The organism is Rodentibacter rarus (genome assembly GCF_001998965.1).
Classification (GTDB): Bacteria; Pseudomonadota; Gammaproteobacteria; order Enterobacterales; family Pasteurellaceae; genus Rodentibacter; species Rodentibacter rarus.
This window is the reverse complement of sequence record NZ_MLHJ01000036.1, coordinates 1-19,168: the sequence shown is the minus strand read 5'-3', so window position 1 is coordinate 19,168 and position 19,168 is coordinate 1. Positions and strand designations below refer to the sequence as shown.

The following is a 19,168-nucleotide window of genomic DNA, read 5'->3' as shown; positions in this document are numbered from 1 at the left end:
GCACTTTAATGGCTTTTCTCACAAATACAACAGTAATGAATCATTTTTTCGATTCTGATCGCAAAAGCCACAAAAAGATAAGGAAAAAATATTGTTTTATGATTTTCAGCTGGTTATTTTTACAAATGCCGTTATAATGACGCGGAAATTTTTTTTGGTTCTTTAAAATCTGGTGGAATTATGAATCCAATGTTAAATATCGCCATTCGTGCGGCACGAAGAGCGGGCAATGTCATTGCTAAAAATTACGAACGCCGTGATACTATCGAAACAACGCAAAAAGGCATTAACGATTATGTGACCAGCGTAGACAAACTCGCTGAAACAGAAATTATTGAAATTATTCGGAAATCTTACCCTGAACACACAATTATCACGGAAGAAACCGGCGCCATTGAAGGGAAAGAAAGCGATATACAATGGATTATCGATCCGCTCGATGGAACCCGCAATTTTATGAACGGTCTGCCACACTTTTCTGTCTCCATCGCCATTCGTGTGAAAAACCGCACCGAAGTGGGCGTCGTTTATGATCCTATCCGTAATGAATTATTCACTGCCGTGCGTGGTGAAGGCGCAAAATTAAATGAAGTGCGCTTACGGGTCGAGGCAAAACGTGAACTTCAAGGCACCATTCTTGCCACCGGTTTCCCATTCAAACAACCCAAACTTATGCCAACCCAATTTGCCATAATGAATGCATTAATTGAAAATGTTGCAGATTTCCGCCGCACAGGGTCTGCCGCATTAGATTTATGTTATGTGGCAGCAAGCCGTGTGGACGGTTATTTTGAAATGGGCACAAAAGCGTGGGATTGTGCAGCAGGTGACTTAATCGTACGTGAAGCCGGCGGTCTCGTTTGTGATTTTGAAGGAAACAACGGCTATTTACGTAGTGGAAATATCATTGCTGCCCCAAGTCGGGTATTAAAAGAAATACTAAACAAAATTCGCCCTTGCTTAGGCGTTGATTTCAAAAACTAAAAACATTGAAAAAATAACCGCACTTTTTATGGAAGTGCGGTCAAAAAATAAAAAATTTCACATAGAATCAAGCTACACGCAATACTCAATTTACCCTTGCCACCCATAAAAAATTTACATAGAATGGCGCTGTTTAGTTTCATACTGGGTACAAGCCAATTATGTTATCAATCAATCAATCAATCAATCAATCAATCAATCAATCAATCAATCAATCAATCAATCAAATTATCGTCTTTCTTTTCTAAAAAATCTATTATCTCACAACTACTTTCTTTCAGATCCAATCTTCTCTCTAAGAAAAATCATATTGACAAATTTGATAGTTAAGCCAATTTATCACCGACTAGATTTTAAAACCTCAACGAACTAAAAGTAAAAAAAAATTTACTTGCGACACAACCTGACGCTTGGTGTAAGCAAATTTTTGATAAATTATATGCACCAATTCGCAATGATTTAAGAAAATGAAAAAGAATCATCAACTTGCACAACGTTTAGCACAACTATTAGGTAAACTTAATCAAGGGACTCGGCTTGATGTTCACCAATTATCTGAAGAATTTGGTGTTTCATTACGCACCATTCAGCGTGATATAAACCGCTTTGATTTTTTAGAGTGGGAAGAAAAAGGTGCGAGATATTACAAAATTAACCGTCAAAGACTGAGGTTTCTCACGGAAGAAGATATTCAACGCTTCGCCCTTTTTGTGAGCGTGGCAGATTTATTCCCTAAAATCGACCAACAGTTTTATCAAGAAAAACTGACCCAAAGCGTGCAAGTTAAAGGTTTTCAATATGAAAGCATTCATCATCTTGAAAAAGAATTTAACCAACTGCAACAAGCCATTCAACAACGCAATTTCGTTAGTTTTAAATATAAGAAATTGAATACCGAAGAAGGCAAATATTACAAAATCGCCCCTTACAGCCTGATTAACAAAAATGGTATCTGGTATCTCATCGGGACAGATCAAGACAAACAAAAAACCTTTTGTTTTACCCAATTAAGTGCGGTCGAAATGTTGAATGAATCTTTCACACCTAACCCGCAACTGCTGGAAGAAATCACAAAAAATGACAGCATTTCCCACGGCAACCAATTAAGTGAAGTACTTATTAAAGTCTCCGCCTTCGCCGCCCCCTATTTCTTACGCCGTAATTTACTGCCGAATCAAAAACTCGTTCACAAAGCAGAAAACGGCGAACTGATATTATCCAGCGAAAATGTCCACGAACTGGATATTGTGCCACTGGTGCAATATTGGATACCGCATTTGACGATTATTAATCCGAGTGAATTACAGGGAAAAATGATCGAAAAGTTACAAAATTATTTATCAAATCAAAATTAAGGAAAAATTATGTCTAATGAATTATTAAATGAAAGTTTTAACAGCTCTACTTCTATAGAAAAGCAACAACAATTCTTAAATTATATTTCTCAAATTAATGAGGTAATTAAGACAATTTTTAATGAAGAAAAAGAAATTTTAAATAGTATAACTAAATTATATAAGGATATAAAAACAACACAACTTGTCATTCCTGTTATTGGAGGTTTTAGTGCAGGAAAAAGTACACTCATTAACTCTTTTTTAGGTAAAGAATACTTATCTACAGACGTAAGACCGGAAACTGCACTTGCAGCCGAATTACATTATAGTGAAGATGAGAAAATTGTTGCTATAACAACTAATGATATGAAAGAAGAGTATCCTATTGAGCAAGGAAATTTACTAAAAGAAAAAGCCGGTAATTATAAATACCTTCAGTATTATATTAATTCAGAAAAACTAAAAAATATCTCTCCATTAATTTTAGTCGATATGCCTGGATTTGACTCTCCATTACAAGGGCATAATAAAGCAATCCACACTTATTTAAATAGGCAAGCTCATTTTATTATTTTAATTAATATCGAAGATGGAACGGTTGTATCTTCTTTATCTAAAGAAATAGGTGCCTTACAAGAATTTGGTAAAGGTTTTACATTTTGTCTAAGTAAAACAAATTTAAGACCAACATCACAAGTAAAAGAAATTCAAGAAGATATTGCAGAATATTTACTTGATGAATTCGACTATGACAGAGAAATTATCTTATTGGATAACAATGGTGGTGAAAATCTTAATAAGATTTTAACTGGTATTGATCCTAATCAGTTCTTTAATTCAATTTTCATTGAAAGACTAAAAGAAAATAATCAAGAAATAATCAATAATATTCAATCTAAACTAACAACTCTGGATACGGATAAAGAATCAGTCAAAAATGCAATACGGGATCTAAACAATGGAATAAAGAATTTAGAACTAGAAAAGGATAAAATTCTAAAATCTCTGGAAAGAGATAATGAACAAGATATTAGATATATTATTAGTCGTGTTTGTGAAGAAATTTATAATAAAGCGAGTTACTTAGCTTCAATTGGTATAAATAACCCTGAAGCATTAAAAAGAGAATTAGAATACAGCGTACAAACCACATTAACTGCTGAATTAAAAGAAAAGGTTAAAAAAAGAGCTATTCAAGAAATGACTAAATTTAGCCATGTCGCTGAATTAGGACTTTCTAGTGCATTATCTTCTTTAAATATGGATAGTAAATTTATTCAGGATATTGTGGATAGTTGTAAAAAATCTGTTGAAGATACAAGTATTGATATGAGCGATATTGTTAAAAGTGTATCTGCCTTAGCAAGTGTATTTTCAGGCGGCATATTAGCTACAATAGCGAGAATATTAACAGCAGCACTGCCATTTCTTGAAGGTATTTTTAAGTTGTTTAGTAGTAACTCCTCTGGTGAGGAAGAGGATCCCGTAGCCAAATTAGAAGAAAAAATCAAACGTGATGTCGTAAACGAATTAAGACGAAAACTAGAAGAAATTTTCCCAAATATTTTTAATGAGGCGATTAACCGAATGATTGTAGGCATTGCAGATGAATTTAGTAAATCAATAAAAAATCAAAAAGAATCTATTGAAGGTGAATTACAAATGAAAGAAAAAGAATCATTCAATATTGAAAGACGTATTGCTGAATTAAAAACAGCACAAAATACTGTATCAAGATTATCTCAAAAATTTTTAAATAGTGAGGTGTAAATTATGAATATTGTTGAACGTATCTCTAAAATTGAATCCTTTTTAAATAACCCAATAATTCAAAATAGTGATGAATTTTTAGCGTATGCATTGGCGAATAAAAAAGGAATTAAAGAAAAAATCGAGCTAGAAAACGATCTTAAAGATATGGAGGATCAATCACGCTTATTAAGAGTGGGAATTATAGGTCGAGTAAAAGCTGGAAAATCTTCATTGTTAAATGCTTTACTTTTTGATGGAGAAAATATTCTTCCAAAAGCCGCAACACCAATGACAGCGGCTTTAACAATAATAGAATATGGAGAAAAAATTCAAGCAGAAGTTGATTTTTTTACTCAAAAAGACATTGATAATATTGAGTCTGAAGCTAAAAAATATCTAAAAGCTTTCGATCAGTTAAAAGAGAGCAAACGGGATGAATTACGAAAACAAGGTAAACTGGCAACTATTCAGCTAGAAGAAAGAGCAGAAAAAGCAGCCAAAAGAGAGATGAAGGATCATCCTTATAGTGCATCTTATGATCAATATCAAAGGATTAAAGAAAGCCAAGTCAGTCTATCTGAATTAAAAAAATTTAATAATTTGGAGGCGGAAACAATAGAAGATCTTTTTAATTCAAAATTAGCTGAATTTGTGGGTTCAAATGGGCGTTATATGCCATTTACCAAGTCCGTTAAAATTTATATCCCTAATGAGAAAATAAAAGATCTGGAAATCATTGACACGCCGGGACTTAATGACCCTGTAAAATCTCGTGAAGAACGTACAGAACAATTATTAAGCAAATGTGATGTGGTATTTATTGTCTCTCCTGCCGGGCAATTCTTAAGCCGAGAAGATTTTCAATTAATCTCTCGTGTTACCGGTCAAGCAGGTATACGAGAAATTCATCTTATTGCAAGCCAATCGGATATGCAGTTTTACGGTAGTGAAAAGAGAGAGAGTATTTCTCTTACCATAGATAATTTATCAAAAAAATTAACAGGTACATTAAAAAATTTAAATAAAGATCAGAATGGTAAAGAGGAAAGTATAGGGATTAATGAAACAATACTTAATGATTTAAAAAAGAATAATGTAATTTGTAGCTCTAGCATTGCATTTAACCTAGCTAAACATTTAGAAAATCCTAAAAAATATGATGAAAATGAAAAATTTGTTTGGGATAACTTAAAATCACATTACTCAGAATTGGATAAAAATACAGATGTTGTTAAAGAAACGCTGTTAGAATTATCTGCTATACCTAAAATAGAAAAAATCATTAAAGATGTCACAGTAAAAAAAGAAGATATATTATGTCAAAGAATTAATGATTTAATCTCAGCGCAGAATAATACTATTGAAGAGTATATCCAAAAACTCTCTGATTACACACAAAATAAAATTAATGAAATTAACAATTCAAATATTAATGAATTAAATAACCAGGTAGAAAGGTTGATAGATGCCTCAGAAAATCTTTCTATTGAGATGAACGAAAAATACAATGATGTAATTTGGAATTATAAAAGGGAGCTGGATAAAGACTTAAATAAGTATTTAGATTATCATTTAAGTGAGTTTTCACCGGATGATGCAAGAGATACAAAAAGCGAAACTAAAACCGAATATTATGATGTTAAAGTAAAAACTTTTGCTCGTAAAGTTTGGAGTGTTGTTACTTTCGGTTGGGGAGATGATTATACTTATGAAACCCGTAGCCGTGATGTTACAACTCAATATCGTGTTGTTTACGCAAACCAAATTCGAGATTCTATTCAGCGAATATTGAATGATTTAGGAGAAAGCCTCAATAAGGTCATAAACAATAAACGAAATGCCTTAGAAAAAGAGCTACGGAAAGAAATGGAAGTTGCATTTAATGAATTTTGTCAGAAATATCAGTTAAAATTACCTAAGAAAAGTCTGTTAAATGCGATTGATGTTGTCATTAAAAATCTTCCGGATGAAAAAATTAAGTTAGATAAAAACTTGCCTTCCGAAATTGATAAAGGCGGTGTTTTAAGAGAATCTGAAGGGGATCGTTTCATTACAGAAAGTAGAAATTATTTAATGAATCTAAAACGCAATAAAGAAAAAGAGATTGATTCTAAAATAGAAAACACGATTTCTGTCTTAAAAAATGTGGAACTCTCCAAAGATTTAGTCTCTCATTTAAATAAAGACATTACGAATCTAGTGAGAGATATAGAAAACAAAGAAGAAAGTTTAAGAAAATGGTCTAATTTAAACCAAGAAATTAAAGGACTATAAGGGGCATTCTATGCGTAAAGAGTTACAATCAATTTTAACAGAGGTGGATAACACCTCTAAATTTAAGTTTTTATTTAAAAAGTCTAAAATAGTTGCAGCAATTGAAAATGAACTTGAAATTGTTGATAAACAACTTGATGATATAGATCAACGGTTGTATTTTTTAGATCAACATCTAGAAAATACAGCGAATGAGCTATCAAATACTAAAGAAAAGCTATCTCAAACTGAGAATAATTTAGCAAATACAGATAATGAACTATCAAACACTAAAAATAAGTTATCTCAAACCGAGAACGAGTTATCCAATACAGCCGGTAAATTAGAAAAATCCCAAGAAGAGCTATCATTAAAAAACAATCTACTTCTTGATACTGAAAAGAAATTAGAAAACACGTCTAATAAATTAAAGGACTCAACGCTAAGAGAAAAATTAGTTGCCTCATTAATTGATCCTAATGTGGGGCTAGATCAAGCAGGCAATTTTTACTTTAAAAACAAAACTAAAGTTGCTGTTGCAGGTGGATTTAGTGCGGGAAAATCTGAATTTATTAGTAGTTTATTTAAAGATAAAGAGCTAAAACTTGCTTCCAGTGTAGAGCCTACAACTGCTATTCCAACTTATATTATAAATAGTGATAAAACTCAACTTTGGGCAAAAAATAAATTTGATAAATTAATTGATTTATTTGAGATTGATGAGGAAATACACCATAAACTTACACATAAATTTTTTACAGAATTTAAAATCAATTTAAAATCTCTTGTATCCGGTTTATGTTTAAAAACGCTAATACCTTTTGAGTATTTATGTTTTATTGATACGCCGGGATATAATCCGGCAAATTTACAAGGAAGCTCAACAAATGAAGATATGCAAACCGCATTTGATTTTATTAAAGAATCGGACGCACTGATTTGGGTAATCGGATTAGATTCCAACGGTACAATGCCGAAAAGTGATTTAGATTTTTTGAGAAAAGTGCTTGATGATTCTCCTAAAATGCCAATTTATATCGTATTAAATAAGGCAGATTTAAAACCATTAAATATAGTTAAAGAAATAATGGATGAAATCCAAGAAATCTTAAAAGACGATGAGCTCCCTATTGCCGGGATTTCAGCCTATAGTTCTTTATCTCGAAAAGAACTAGCCTTCTATAAACAATCAAAATTTGATTTTATCTCTAGCTTAAATATTCGTCCATCTCAAAGACTATTAAGTGAAATCTGGGGGGGGGAGGGGAGAATTTAACTCCTACTTCTTTCCCAATAGAAAATGATGAGACTAAAGTTCATTCAAAAGACGATCCTAAAACAATGTTTGAGAAATTAAAAAAAACAAAATATAGTGCTAAAGGTAAAGCTGGTTTTATTACGTTTTCAAGGCGATTGGATTTACCTAAAGAGATTCAAAAATCTTTAGCTAAAATGATTATAAAACAAGAGATTCCTCATTATATTGGTAATAGTCTTGCTCGTAACCCTACTTTACATAAAGAAGCTCAGTTAATATTGGCTGAAAATAAATTTTATAAAAATGATTTAGCCGAAAATAAAAACTTATGTGATTTATTAAAAACAAAATATCGTTCAGAAGATATTGTGCAAAAAATGTTGAACTGGTAAATATATAAAAGGATAAAAAACAATGCCTATCGCCCAAACCCTTAAAACCTATTTCCGTGAACATCGGGATATTGATAACTACGCAGAAGATTTTCGCTTGCGAATTCACCGTGCGATTAGTTGGTTAGAAAAATCTGAAAATGCGAAAGAATTGGATGATTTAGATACACAATTTATTGCATTATGGATTTCATTTAATTCGGCGTATGCAAGGGAACTTGATGTCAATACCGGTGATCGTAATACCTTTAATCTATTTCTACACTTAATTTGTCGCTGTGATAAAGAGCAACGGCTCTACAATTTAGTGTGGCATAAATTTTCTCAGTCAATCCGCTTATTAATAAAAAATCAATTTGTTTACCAGCCGTTTTGGGATTATCACAATGGTAAAATTTCAGAGAGGGAATTTCTGCTTGCTTTTGAGAGAAGTAAAGATAAAGCCTATTCCGCTTTAGAAAGAGGTGAAACGCAATATATTTTAGAGGTAATTTTTTCCTGTTTATATACTTTACGCAATCAAATTCTACATGGTGGTGCAACTTATAATAGCCGTGCTAACCGAGAACAATTAAAAGACGGTTGTCGAGTGTTGTCGTTGCTAATTCCTGAAATGTTGCAAATTATGATGGAAAACCATCAAGAAATAAATTGGGGTAAACCCTACTATCCTGTTATCCGTGATTAAAATAAGGAGATAAAAATGCCGATACCATTTCCAAAACCGATGCAATGGCATTGCAAAAAATGTGAATGGAAAGATTCAGTGTTAAACACTGGTGATGTGCTTATCTCGCACTTTGAATGTTGTCCTCAATGTGGAGAGGAAGTTGAATTAAAAGCGTGCCAAGCAAATTCTTTTTGGGATAAGGTCAAATCCCTCTTTTAGTTTAGGCAATCTCTCTATTTTATAGACTTCCCTACTGCGTTCAGTTTCCCTCATAAAGAAACCGCACTTAGCCTTGAAATAAGCAATACTCAGGTAAAGTGCGGTTATTTTTTATCGTTTTTTATTCCGGAAAAATCTCTTCCAAAATCAAGGCTAATCCATCCTCATTATTTGTTGCGGTAACACGATTGGCGGCTTGTTTTATCTCTTCGGGGGCATTACCCATTGCCACACCAAGCCCGACATTTTTCAGCATATCCAAGTCGTTAAAATTATCGCCAAAGGCAACCGTTTCCTCAATTTTGACATGGAAATAATCTTCTAAAAAACGCACTGCATTGCCTTTTGTAGCAGATTGATGCATCACTTCTAAGAAATTTTGGTGAGAACGGAAAATACTTAAATGAGGAAAAGCCGCTTTCAAGCGTTTTTCAACCTCAATAATTTCATCAGCTTCACCAATAATTTGAATTTTGTGTGGTGAATAAATCGCTTTTTCATCATAAGGATCGATTTGGATTTTCGTGACACTCTTTTCAAAAATAACCCATTTATTATTCACATCACGCGCCACACAGTCGTCATTGGTGTAATAGTTCACCCCCAGTTCCGGGTGTTGTGCCAAAACCTGATTAATTTTTTGAATATCCTCTGAGGAAATGTTCACCGAATAAAGTGCGGTCAAATTTCGATCTAAAATCAATGCGCCGCTAAATGCCACAATGACATTGTAATCTTCTATTTGCTTGGCATAAGGCAAAATACCAAGGGGGGAACGGGCTGAAATCGGTACGAAAGGGATCCCTTTACGGGTGATACGTTGAATAGCAGCTAAAGTTCTTGGGGAAATTCGATGATCTGAGGTGAGTAAGGTTCCGTCAAAATCACTAAATACGGCTTTATACATAGTTACTCCAAATGTTGCTCTTTTTCCAATAAATAAGGGTCGGTAAACCCTAACTGTTGCATAATCTGTGTTTCGAGGCTTTCCATTTCTTCGGCTTCATCATCTTCAATATGATCATAGCCTAATAAATGTAAACTGCCGTGCACCACCATATGCGCCCAATGCGCCATGAGTGGTTTTTCTTGCTCGATGGCTTCACGCTCTACCACTTGGCGACAAATCACTAAATCGCCCAATAAAGGTAATTCGACTTCATCAGGACATTCAAAGGGAAAAGAAAGCACATTTGTCGGGCGATCTTTTCCACGATAAGTGAGATTGAGTTCGTGGCTTTCCGCTTCATCTACAATACGCACCGTCATTTCCACGTTATCGCTTTCCGGCTGTACGGCGGCGCTTGCCCATTGAGTAATTTGTTGTTCCGTTGGCAAACCTTGCGTATTTTCAGTGGCGATCTGTAAATCAATGATGATATTGCCCACATTATTCTCCTAAATTCTCGATTAAAATTGACCGCTCTTTTTCCCGTTCGGCTTTGCGTTCTTCCGCTAACGCCTTGCGGCGGATTTCGTCTTGGATTTCCCAAGCTTCATAGGCTTGAACCACTTTTGCCACCACAGGATGTCGCACAATATCTTGGCTATCAAAATAATTGAAACTGAGCTCAGGGACGCTTTCTAACACTTCAATGGCATGGCGTAAACCCGATTTGGTGCTACGAGGCAAATCAATTTGTGTCACATCACCGGTGATCACCGCTTTGGAATTAAAACCGATACGGGTGAGAAACATTTTCATCTGTTCAACTGTGGTGTTTTGGCTTTCATCTAAAATGATAAAGCTATCGTTTAATGTGCGCCCCCGCATATAGGCTAACGGCGCAATTTCAATCACATTACGCTCCATCAATTTTTGCACCCGTTCAAAGCCGAGCATTTCAAATAAAGCATCATACAGTGGGCGTAAATAAGGCTCGATTTTTTGCCCTAAATCCCCGGGTAAGAAACCGAGTTTTTCTCCCGCCTCAACCGCAGGACGGGTTAATAAGATACGGCGGATTTCTTGCCGCTCTAGGGCTTCCACCGCTGCAGCTACGGCTAAAAAGGTTTTTCCCGTCCCCGCAGGACCGATACCAAAACTGATATCGTGGGTTAAAATATTATGCAAATATCGAATTTGATTTTCACCACGCGGCTTAATTACCCCCCGTTTTGTTTTAATTGTTGTGCTATAAACTTGATTTTCAGCGCCACTTTCCGATTGAGAAAGCATTCGACTTTCTTGTAAAGCAATATGCACTTCTTCCAAATCCAACTCTTTCACTTTTCCCTTAATCGGAGCGGTTTCCACATATAAATCTTGGATTAATTTAACCGCACGTTGAAGGCGTTTTTCGTGGTGAGGTTTGGGATTCTCTTCAGAGGATTTGAGGGTAAAGGTGAAATTATTGCGGGCGATATTCAGGTTAAACTCTTTTTCGATCAGTTTAAGATGCTCATCAAATGCACCGCAAAGGGATTGAAGGCGTGTATTATCTTGAGGTTCCAGGGTAAATGTTGTCATTAATTTTGATATTGAGTGATTTAAATTTAGGGGCTATTTTAGCTTAATCCGATTTTATTTACATCGGGTTTCACCAATGGCGAAACCCTATATCTTATAAAAAACCAACGTTTCCGATTGGCAATACTATTTCATTTCAGGAAATAACATATTGAGCACGTCTAAGGTTACCCGGCGGGATTTTCCAATATATGGAAAAATATGCATCATCATCATTGGATTAAAATTAGCTTCAATCACCCCCCATGATTTTAGATGAGGCTCAGCCGGTTTTGCCAAATCCGGGATGATTAAATCCAGGCCGCATATTGCCGCCCCCATAGCCTTGGAAATGCCCACTGCAATTTTTTTATAACTCTCGTGCATTTGATCTGTCATATCAATGGAATCCCCACCGGTACTAATATTTGAATTAGCCCGTAATTGTACGATCTGATCTCTTGGCGGGATGGAATCAATTGTCCATCCTTGTTCTTTTAATTGAAGTTTTTCAATATCGCCTAGCGCAATTTTTTTCAATGGAGTACGGCTACCATCGCCACGTAATGGGTGCTCATTTTTCATTGCAACCAATTCTTTGATGGAATGCACACCATCTCCCATCACATTTGCCGGTACACGAAGCAATACGGCAAGGGTTTCCCCCCCTAATACGAAGAAACGATATTCCGTGCCCGCCAAATAATCTTCTACCATGATCTCTTTATCTTCACGGAAGGCAATTTCCACGGCTTTAGCAAAATCATCACGGTTTTGTAAGCCTTGTTGGAAAATCGTAATACCAAGCCCAAAATTGGTGGATTTCGGCTTAATCACCACAGCACGGTTTTCAAAAAGTGGGAAATTTTTGACCGCACTTTCTATATCGGTAAATTCCACACTTCTCGGCACATTAAAACCGGCTTTTGCCAACACTTTTTTCGTCACCACTTTATTTTCCATAATTAAAGGTGAAATATAACGATCATATGAGGTCATATTGCCGTTTTTTACATATTCAATATGATCGCCATATTGCAGGCTCAAGAACTGATCACGCTCATCCAAAATTTCAATCTTCAACCCCTTCCGGATCGCATCAAACATTAATGCTTGCGTTGAAAGCTCCATTTTGTCAAAGGCGGATAGGGCATAAAAACGTTCTAAAGCATTTTTCTTATTACCTTTCGCAATATCTGCCCCCAGTTTTTGATCACCGCCAAATTTCTCCATGGCAATAACCACATTTGCGCAGAGCGTGTCACCCGGGTTCTCAAATTGTGCAAATTTTTCTTTTACAATGCTTTTAATTTCATCACTTGCTTGAATAGCATTAAGCATATTCTGCATTTCTAGTAAGAGTAGCTCCCCTTCTACAGAATACGCTGTTGGTGATAAAGGATCTTCCCAAGACACTTCTGCAAGACGGGTTTTGCCTAATTCTATATCTTCTTGAGAGGCGGTATGATCCAACCATGCCATCAGTAAAATGAAATAATGGATAAATTTCGCATCTTCCAGTGTCATACCGTAAGGCGCAAAAGGATTGAGATCAAAAAGGCGAAATTCAAGATATTGAATACCGGTTTTGACTAAATCACGGGCTTTTTTAGCACCACGTAAACGAACATTAGAATAAAATTCTTTCTCCGCAATCAACTTTCCACTATTCACCCAATATTCAAGACTATCGGCATAGGCCTGTAAATTTTCAAAAGAAACCTTGATTTCAGGATCATTCACATAACCGAAAGGACCTGATCGCAGGCTGCGCACATATTGATTTGGTTTGAGTGGAGAGCTCCCTCGGAAATATTTTTTATCTACTGTTGGCGTAGCAGAAAAGAAATAAAGCAGAACCCATTGGTAACGTAGGAAGTTTTTCGCAATTTTGAGGTATAAATCATTTTGAAAATCAACCGCACTTTTTTGTTCATTTTGTGAATTGAACAAGGCATCGACAAATTCAGTATCTAATTGGAAATTATAGTGAATGCCACTCACCATCTGTTTGTACTTGCCGTAGCTTTTCACTAAATATTCACGATATGCGACATCCTCCTCATCCTCTAATTGTGCGACTTTAATTTTCGCTTCCGGCGGCAACCCTGCCGGCATACTCAATGGAAAAAGATATTCATCTTCTGGCAATGTACGCAATACGACTTCATGGATAGCCGAAAGCCAGCGTAATGCCTCCTCCAATGTTTTAGACGGTGGCGTGATCAATTCAAGCTGGCTTTCTGCAAAATCAGTTTGAATATAAGGATGAAAACGCCGACTACCAAAAGCCTTAGGATGTTCAGTTGTCACAATCGATCCATCCGCTAACACACGTTGGCTTTCTTTTTCAATACCAAATAATCCCTGTTGAAAAAGTAATTCAAGATGGTTCTGTTTAATAAGGTTTTGGATATTCATAAAGTCTCCTTTCTATTAAGAATAATTTCCCTAATATTATGGTCAGGTTTTTAAGAAAAATAAATAGGAAATATAGCAAGTATATTTTGTTATGCTTCATTTTTTTTGTGTACTGTAAGCCGAAATTGCTGAGTATTGGGTTTAAAATTTAATTGAAAATGACGAATCCACCTGCAATTCAATGCTCGTATCTTGATTTGCCGGGATGATATGGTGTAGCGGTATCACATAGGTTGAGCTTAAATCCTTCCTCGTTATCTCGTGTCTTATTTTTTCTTGTCCATTCACTAATATTCTAAGTGCGGTATATCGAGGTTGAACTCCATCCCATTATTCGTGCACAACCATAAGGGGAAGCAAATAACAAATTCGATTCTTTTTCGCTCGAGGAACAAAAACCGATTTCGTAAATTTTGGTTCACAGATGTCAGCAAGTTTAAATGTGATGAAGGCAAACTTTATTTATCGCCAATTAAAGATCTGTTTAACGGTGAGATTATCGCTTAGCACTAAGCCCGAATTTTGAGCAGATTAGCGGAATGATAGAACAGGCGATTTTAAAGTCCCATTCTTTATTCAAACCAAGGGAGAGCAGTATCAAATGCATGGTTATCAATGTTTGTTGAAGGAAAATGAGATTAGCCAAAGGATGTCAAGAAAAGGAAATTGTCCGGATACATAGTGCGATGGCGCACTTTTTTGTCCGATTAAAAAATATTATTACGGCAAGCGGTTTGAAACCTTTGAGCAGTTTGAAAAGCTATCAATGAATATATTCATTGCTATAATTATGAACAGATTCAAATTAAACTAAAAGGACTAAGCCCTGTGGAGTACAGAACTTAGTCCTTGAATTAAAAGAATCTCACTTTTTGAGATCACACCAAATTGTTATGCTATTTTTTATTCAATCAAAAACTACTTTTGGTAAAGTGGGGTAGGTCCTTGTGTCCCTCCATTCTCTTGCCCCGCTTCTTGATGCAATTTCAACACGGAGCCGGCTGCGGTGATCTCTACACGACGGTTAGGACGTAAGCAGTCCTTTTCTTCTTGGCTTGCGTGACGGAAACCTTCACAAGCTTTAATTTGTGGATTCTTACCATAACCAATCGCAGTAATTTGTGCAACGACACTCTCTTCAATTAAACGTGCTTTCACACGATTTGCACGACGTTGAGAAAGATTCATATTATATGCATCTGAACCTAAACGGTCAGTGTAACCGGCAACTTTAACTTCTTTTGCACCAGAGGATTTTAACTGAGCAGCCACATTATCAACCACTTCTTTACCACGTGGCGTCAATACGTCTTTATCAAAATCAAATAGGAAATCACCACTTAACGTATAAGCAAAGTTACCGTTACATCCGTTTGGATACCAAAAGAAACTTTGCGCATTATGGTTTTTATCAAACAAAACTTTATATTGGCAAATTTTATGCACACCATTTTCACGATAGTTAAATGCATAATCCCATTCTTCTACGCCATATAAGCCCTCTGAAAAATGCGGACGACCAATCAAATTGTATAGCTGATCTTTATTCATACCACGTTCAATCATTCGTACATTATCCCAATTTGGCCATGAACCGAATTGGCTACCATCGTGATTAAAACCGGACTTATCAATTTTTGGCCATACAAGTTGTGGCACTTGAACACCATCAACATCTTTATATTCAGGCATACCTTCTGGCGTAACTTTACTTAAGTTACCACAGGCAGCCACAGTTGCAATAGCAACGGTTGAGAATAAAATACGGGATAATTTCATACCTTTTACCTTTTAACGGTTAAAGTGCCCCCTTAATTATCAAGAAGACACACAACTAAACGCAACAAATCTTACACGAGAAAACTATTAAAGTTTCGGGCGCTTATACTAATCTCAAAAGGCAATTTTGTAAACATCCAACAATATCTAACTCCCTCAATTTTCAATGGTTTTTTGTAAAGAAATGTAAATAAAAAATTAATGAATAAAATCTTGGGCATTTTTATGCATATAACGCTGAATCAGACTATCCATCCGTTCTTCCGCCTGCTGCCCTAACTTCTGTAGTAATGTTTTTTTCACTTTGTATGTAATACCAACCACCGATTTTTCTTTCATTGCTTCAAGTAACAAATCATCGCTGGTAGACACGCCATCAATTAGTGCCAATTCTAAGGCTTGAGTTCCGAACCAATGTTCCCCCGTTGCAACCTTATCTATATCCAAGTGCGGTCGATTTTGTTGAACAAATTGTTTAAATAATTGATGGGTTTCTTCTAATTCTTGCTGGAATTTTTGTTTTCCTTTCTCCGTATTTTCACCTAATACGGTCATCGTTCGCTTAAATTCTCCAGCCGTCATTACATCCACATCAACATCGTGTTTTTTCAATAAACGATGAATATTTGGCATTTGCGCAACCACCCCAATAGACCCCAAAATGGCAAAAGGTGCGGCAATAATGTTATCTGCCACACAAGCCATCATATAACCGCCACTGGCTGCGACTTTATCGACCGCCACCGTTAATTTAATGCCCTTTTGCTTTAAACGTATCAATTGAGAAGCGGCTAAACCGTATCCATGAACAACCCCGCCAGGACTTTCTAAACGCAGTAATACCTCATCTTCCGGTTTTGCAACATGAAGAATCGCTGAGATTTCTTCACGAAGTGCGGTTGTTTGCGAAGCCAAAATATCGCCTTTAAAATCTAAAACATAAACACAAGGCTTTAACGTTTCAATCGGCTCCCCTTTTTTCAGTTTGGCTTTCAACGCCTTCGCTTTTTGTTTTTCTTCTTTCTTTTCCGCTTTTTCTTGCTGCTTCAACTCATCTTCCGACAAATGAAAATGACGCAACTGTTTTACGGTATTCTCAAAATGTTCCGATAGATCCGTAATAACCAACTCCCCTTGCAACCCCGCCTTATGCTGACGTGCAGAAATAATAAAAGCGATAATTGCTGTAATAACCAATAAAATTGTCAAAATTTCCAAAATAAAAATACCGTAACCGGTTAAAATATCTGACCACATAAATAGCCTCCTCTCATTAACAAGCCGAGTATTGTACTTTACTCTCCCCCTAAGCCCTAACTTTTTATGGAAAATTTCGTGATTTAAGGTAAACTAGCCACATTTTTTTATCCCCTAATTTTATAGCGAGAGGTTTATATGTCTAAAATTGCATCAATTGTTGATGTATTACAAGGAAAAGTCTCGATTGGTGAAACTGTTACAGTACGAGGTTGGGTTCGTACCCGTCGTGATTCCAAGGCTGGATTGTCTTTCTTAGCAGTATATGACGGTTCTTGTTTTGATCCGATTCAAGCCATCATTAACAACGATATTGAAAACTATGAAGCCGAGATTTTACGCCTGACTACCGGGTGTTCTGTGATCGTAACAGGTAAAATCGTTGAGTCACCTGCTGAAGGTCAAGCCGTTGAGTTACAAGCAGAAAAAGTTGAAGTGACCGGGTTTGTCGAAGATCCGGATACCTATCCAATGGCGGCAAAACGCCATTCTATTGAATACTTGCGGGAGGTGGCTCATTTACGTCCGCGTACCAATATTATTGGTGCCGTTGCCCGAGTGCGTCATTGTTTGGCGCAAGCTATTCACCGTTTCTTCCACGAACAAGGTTTCTATTGGGTCGCAACACCACTGATTACAGCTTCCGATACCGAAGGGGCGGGTGAAATGTTCCGAGTTTCCACATTGGATCTCGAAAATCTTCCACGTGATGAAAAAGGTGCGGTCGATTTTAGCCAAGATTTCTTTGGCAAGGAATCGTTTTTAACGGTTTCCGGTCAATTAAATGGTGAAACCTATGCTTGTGCATTAAGTAAAATTTATACGTTTGGTCCGACTTTCCGTGCTGAAAATTCCAATACCACCCGTCATTTAGCTGAATTTTGGATGGTCGAACCCGAAATGGCCTTTGCCACCTTGGCAGACAATGCCAAACTTGCCGAAGATATGTTGAAATATGTCTTCCGAGCTGTGTTATCCGAACGCAAAGATGATCTCGCCTTCTTTGAAAAACACGTGGATAAAGAGGTGATTACCCGTTTAGAAAACTTCATCAATTCCGATTTTGCTCAAATTGATTATACCGATGCCATTGAGGTGTTATTAAAATCTGGTAAGAAATTTGAATTCCCGGTATCTTGGGGAATTGATCTCTCCTCCGAACATGAGCGCTATTTAGCGGAAGAATATTTCAAATCACCGGTTGTGGTAAAAAACTATCCAAAAGACATTAAAGCCTTTTATATGCGTTTAAATGATGATGGCAAAACCGTTGCGGCAATGGATGTTCTTGCACCGGGAATTGGTGAAATTATTGGCGGTTCACAACGTGAAGAACGGTTGGAAGTGCTAGATAAACGTATGGAAGAAATGGGATTAAACCCTGAAGATTATTGGTGGTATCGTGATCTTCGTAAATACGGTACGGTGCCTCACTCAGGCTTCGGTCTTGGTTTTGAACGCTTAATCGTTTATGTGACAGGCGTACAAAATATCCGTGATGTGATTCCATTCCCACGTGCACCAAGAAATGCGAACTTCTAATTAAAAGCATTTAAAAATTGACCGCACTTTTATGTGCGGTCAAATTTTTTATTTTTAAGGAAAGTGATATGAACAAAATTGAACAACTTTTTGCTAATAATTCAAGCTGGGCACAGCGAATGAAAGAGGAAAATTCCACCTATTTCAAAGAACTTGCCGATCACCAAACCCCTCATTACCTTTGGATTGGTTGCTCCGATAGTCGTGTTCCCGCTGAAAAACTCACGAATTTAGAACCCGGTGAATTATTTGTTCACCGAAATGTGGCAAATCAAGTCATTCACACGGATCTGAATTGCCTTTCTGTTGTGCAATATGCCGTGGATGTACTTAATATTGAGCATATTATCATTTGTGGTCATACCAATTGTGGGGGCATAAAAGCGGCGATGGCCGATCATGATCTTGGATTAATCAATAATTGGCTACTCCATATTCGTGATATTTGGTTTAAACACGGTCATATGCTCGGTAAACTTTCCCCGGAAAAACGCGCGGATATGCTCACTAAAATTAATGTTGCCGAACAAGTCTATAACCTTGGTCGTTCCTCTATTGTGAAAAGTGCTTGGGAACGAGGACAAAAGCTCTCTCTACACGGTTGGGTTTATGACGTTAACGATGGTTTTTTAGTGGATCAAGGGGTAATGGCAACTAGCCGTGAAACCCTTGAAATATCCTATCGTAATGCCATTGCCCGTTTGCTAACCTTGGAAGAAGAGGATATTCTCAAAAAAGAGCTGGATAAATAAGCAAAAAAGTGAGGTATTATGTAGCAAATGCACAAGAATAGAAATTTTAACAGAATGTAGGGACACACTGCGTGTGTCCGTTATAAAAATCAATTATTTCAAT

General features: G+C 36.3%; 16 protein-coding genes and 1 pseudogene. 11 read left to right on the top strand and 6 right to left on the bottom strand.

The features are described from left to right. Positions 1–180 precede the first annotated feature (180 nt). From suhB to BKK50_RS04740, 8 genes are all read left to right on the top strand, one after another. The gene (suhB, locus tag BKK50_RS04775) at positions 181–984 is read left to right on the top strand and encodes an inositol-1-monophosphatase (RefSeq protein ID WP_077415835.1); all 804 of its coding nucleotides are present in this window, start codon (positions 181–183) and stop codon (positions 982–984) included. Positions 985–1,451: 467 nt separating this feature from the next. Then, the gene (locus BKK50_RS04770) at positions 1,452–2,339 is read left to right on the top strand and encodes a helix-turn-helix transcriptional regulator (RefSeq protein WP_077415833.1); all 888 of its coding nucleotides are present in this window, start codon (positions 1,452–1,454) and stop codon (positions 2,337–2,339) included. A 9-nt stretch (positions 2,340–2,348) separates the two neighbouring features. Continuing rightward, the gene (locus BKK50_RS04765; protein WP_077415831.1) at positions 2,349–4,091 is read left to right on the top strand and encodes a dynamin family protein; all 1,743 of its coding nucleotides are present in this window, start codon (positions 2,349–2,351) and stop codon (positions 4,089–4,091) included. Positions 4,092–4,094: 3 nt separating this feature from the next. Beyond that, on the top strand, positions 4,095–6,347 hold the full coding sequence (locus tag BKK50_RS04760) for a dynamin family protein (RefSeq protein WP_077415829.1): 2,253 nt from the start codon (positions 4,095–4,097) through the stop codon (positions 6,345–6,347). A 10-nt stretch (positions 6,348–6,357) separates the two neighbouring features. Continuing rightward, positions 6,358–7,602, top strand: a complete 1,245-nt coding sequence (locus BKK50_RS04755; RefSeq protein WP_077415827.1) for a dynamin family protein — start codon at positions 6,358–6,360, stop codon at positions 7,600–7,602. Between the two features lie 65 nt (positions 7,603–7,667). Next, positions 7,668–7,976: a hypothetical protein gene (locus BKK50_RS04750; RefSeq protein ID WP_077415825.1), complete on the top strand. Its 309-nt coding sequence runs from the start codon at positions 7,668–7,670 to the stop codon at positions 7,974–7,976. 22 nt (positions 7,977–7,998) lie between these two features. Continuing rightward, positions 7,999–8,664, top strand: a complete 666-nt coding sequence (locus BKK50_RS04745; protein WP_077415823.1) for a HEPN domain-containing protein — start codon at positions 7,999–8,001, stop codon at positions 8,662–8,664. 15 nt (positions 8,665–8,679) lie between these two features. Then, a complete protein-coding gene (locus BKK50_RS04740; protein WP_077415821.1) occupies positions 8,680–8,865 on the top strand; it encodes a hypothetical protein in 186 nt (61 codons plus the stop codon). Between the two features lie 121 nt (positions 8,866–8,986). Here BKK50_RS04740 and BKK50_RS04735 read toward each other — a convergent pair whose 3' ends face one another. The 4 genes from BKK50_RS04735 to gshAB form a co-directional block, all read right to left on the bottom strand. Next, positions 8,987–9,772 carry a Cof-type HAD-IIB family hydrolase gene (locus BKK50_RS04735; protein WP_077415819.1) on the bottom strand — a complete coding sequence of 262 codons (786 nt, stop codon included), beginning with the start codon at positions 9,770–9,772 and terminating at the stop codon, positions 8,987–8,989. A gap of 2 nt (positions 9,773–9,774) precedes the next feature. Beyond that, positions 9,775–10,254, bottom strand: coding sequence for an rRNA maturation RNase YbeY (gene ybeY, locus BKK50_RS04730; RefSeq protein WP_077415817.1), 480 nt, complete (start codon positions 10,252–10,254; stop codon positions 9,775–9,777). A 1-nt stretch (position 10,255) separates the two neighbouring features. Next, positions 10,256–11,335: a PhoH family protein gene (locus BKK50_RS04725; protein ID WP_077415815.1), complete on the bottom strand. Its 1,080-nt coding sequence runs from the start codon at positions 11,333–11,335 to the stop codon at positions 10,256–10,258. Between the two features lie 126 nt (positions 11,336–11,461). Further along, positions 11,462–13,735, bottom strand: coding sequence for a bifunctional glutamate--cysteine ligase GshA/glutathione synthetase GshB (gene gshAB, locus BKK50_RS04720; protein ID WP_077415813.1), 2,274 nt, complete (start codon positions 13,733–13,735; stop codon positions 11,462–11,464). Positions 13,736–14,095: 360 nt separating this feature from the next. On the opposite strand from gshAB, the pseudogene BKK50_RS12810 reads away from it, so the two are divergent. Further along, positions 14,096–14,581 (top strand): annotated as a pseudogene (locus BKK50_RS12810) (transposase); the annotation flags it as partial. Positions 14,582–14,653: 72 nt separating this feature from the next. On the opposite strand, the gene BKK50_RS04710 reads toward BKK50_RS12810, so the two are convergent. Beyond that, a complete protein-coding gene (locus tag BKK50_RS04710; protein WP_077415811.1) occupies positions 14,654–15,514 on the bottom strand; it encodes an OmpA family protein in 861 nt (286 codons plus the stop codon). 198 nt (positions 15,515–15,712) lie between these two features. Next, complete coding sequence (gene sohB / locus BKK50_RS04705; RefSeq protein ID WP_077415809.1) at positions 15,713–16,771, bottom strand: protease SohB; 1,059 nt, start codon at positions 16,769–16,771, stop codon at positions 15,713–15,715. Between the two features lie 138 nt (positions 16,772–16,909). Here sohB and asnS point away from each other — a divergent pair, with 138 nt between their 5' ends. Together asnS and can are read left to right on the top strand one after the other, a co-directional pair. Beyond that, a complete protein-coding gene (asnS, locus tag BKK50_RS04700) occupies positions 16,910–18,313 on the top strand; it encodes an asparagine--tRNA ligase (protein WP_077415807.1) in 1,404 nt (467 codons plus the stop codon). Positions 18,314–18,381: 68 nt separating this feature from the next. Next, entirely contained in the window at positions 18,382–19,065 is a 684-nt protein-coding gene (can, locus tag BKK50_RS04695) for a carbonate dehydratase (RefSeq protein ID WP_077415805.1), read from the top strand. Positions 19,066–19,168 lie beyond the last annotated feature (103 nt).

What these genes read in the sequence shown, in the direction of transcription:
- BKK50_RS04770 (WP_077415833.1), top strand. Translation starts at nt 1,452, where the DNA reads ATGAAAAAGAATCATCAACTTGCACAACGTTTAGCACAACTATTAGGT.
- BKK50_RS04765 (WP_077415831.1), top strand. Translation starts at nt 2,349, where the DNA reads ATGTCTAATGAATTATTAAATGAAAGTTTTAACAGCTCTACTTCTATA.
- BKK50_RS04740 (WP_077415821.1), top strand. Translation starts at nt 8,680, where the DNA reads ATGCCGATACCATTTCCAAAACCGATGCAATGGCATTGCAAAAAATGT.
- BKK50_RS04760 (WP_077415829.1), top strand. Translation starts at nt 4,095, where the DNA reads ATGAATATTGTTGAACGTATCTCTAAAATTGAATCCTTTTTAAATAAC.
- BKK50_RS04755 (WP_077415827.1), top strand. Translation starts at nt 6,358, where the DNA reads ATGCGTAAAGAGTTACAATCAATTTTAACAGAGGTGGATAACACCTCT.
- BKK50_RS04710 (WP_077415811.1), bottom strand. Translation starts at nt 15,514, where the DNA reads ATGAAATTATCCCGTATTTTATTCTCAACCGTTGCTATTGCAACTGTG.
- asnS (WP_077415807.1), top strand. Translation starts at nt 16,910, where the DNA reads ATGTCTAAAATTGCATCAATTGTTGATGTATTACAAGGAAAAGTCTCG.
- suhB (WP_077415835.1), top strand. Translation starts at nt 181, where the DNA reads ATGAATCCAATGTTAAATATCGCCATTCGTGCGGCACGAAGAGCGGGC.
- sohB (WP_077415809.1), bottom strand. Translation starts at nt 16,771, where the DNA reads ATGTGGTCAGATATTTTAACCGGTTACGGTATTTTTATTTTGGAAATT.
- BKK50_RS04735 (WP_077415819.1), bottom strand. Translation starts at nt 9,772, where the DNA reads ATGTATAAAGCCGTATTTAGTGATTTTGACGGAACCTTACTCACCTCA.
- gshAB (WP_077415813.1), bottom strand. Translation starts at nt 13,735, where the DNA reads ATGAATATCCAAAACCTTATTAAACAGAACCATCTTGAATTACTTTTT.
- BKK50_RS04725 (WP_077415815.1), bottom strand. Translation starts at nt 11,335, where the DNA reads ATGACAACATTTACCCTGGAACCTCAAGATAATACACGCCTTCAATCC.
- BKK50_RS04745 (WP_077415823.1), top strand. Translation starts at nt 7,999, where the DNA reads ATGCCTATCGCCCAAACCCTTAAAACCTATTTCCGTGAACATCGGGAT.
- BKK50_RS04750 (WP_077415825.1), top strand. Translation starts at nt 7,668, where the DNA reads ATGTTTGAGAAATTAAAAAAAACAAAATATAGTGCTAAAGGTAAAGCT.
- can (WP_077415805.1), top strand. Translation starts at nt 18,382, where the DNA reads ATGAACAAAATTGAACAACTTTTTGCTAATAATTCAAGCTGGGCACAG.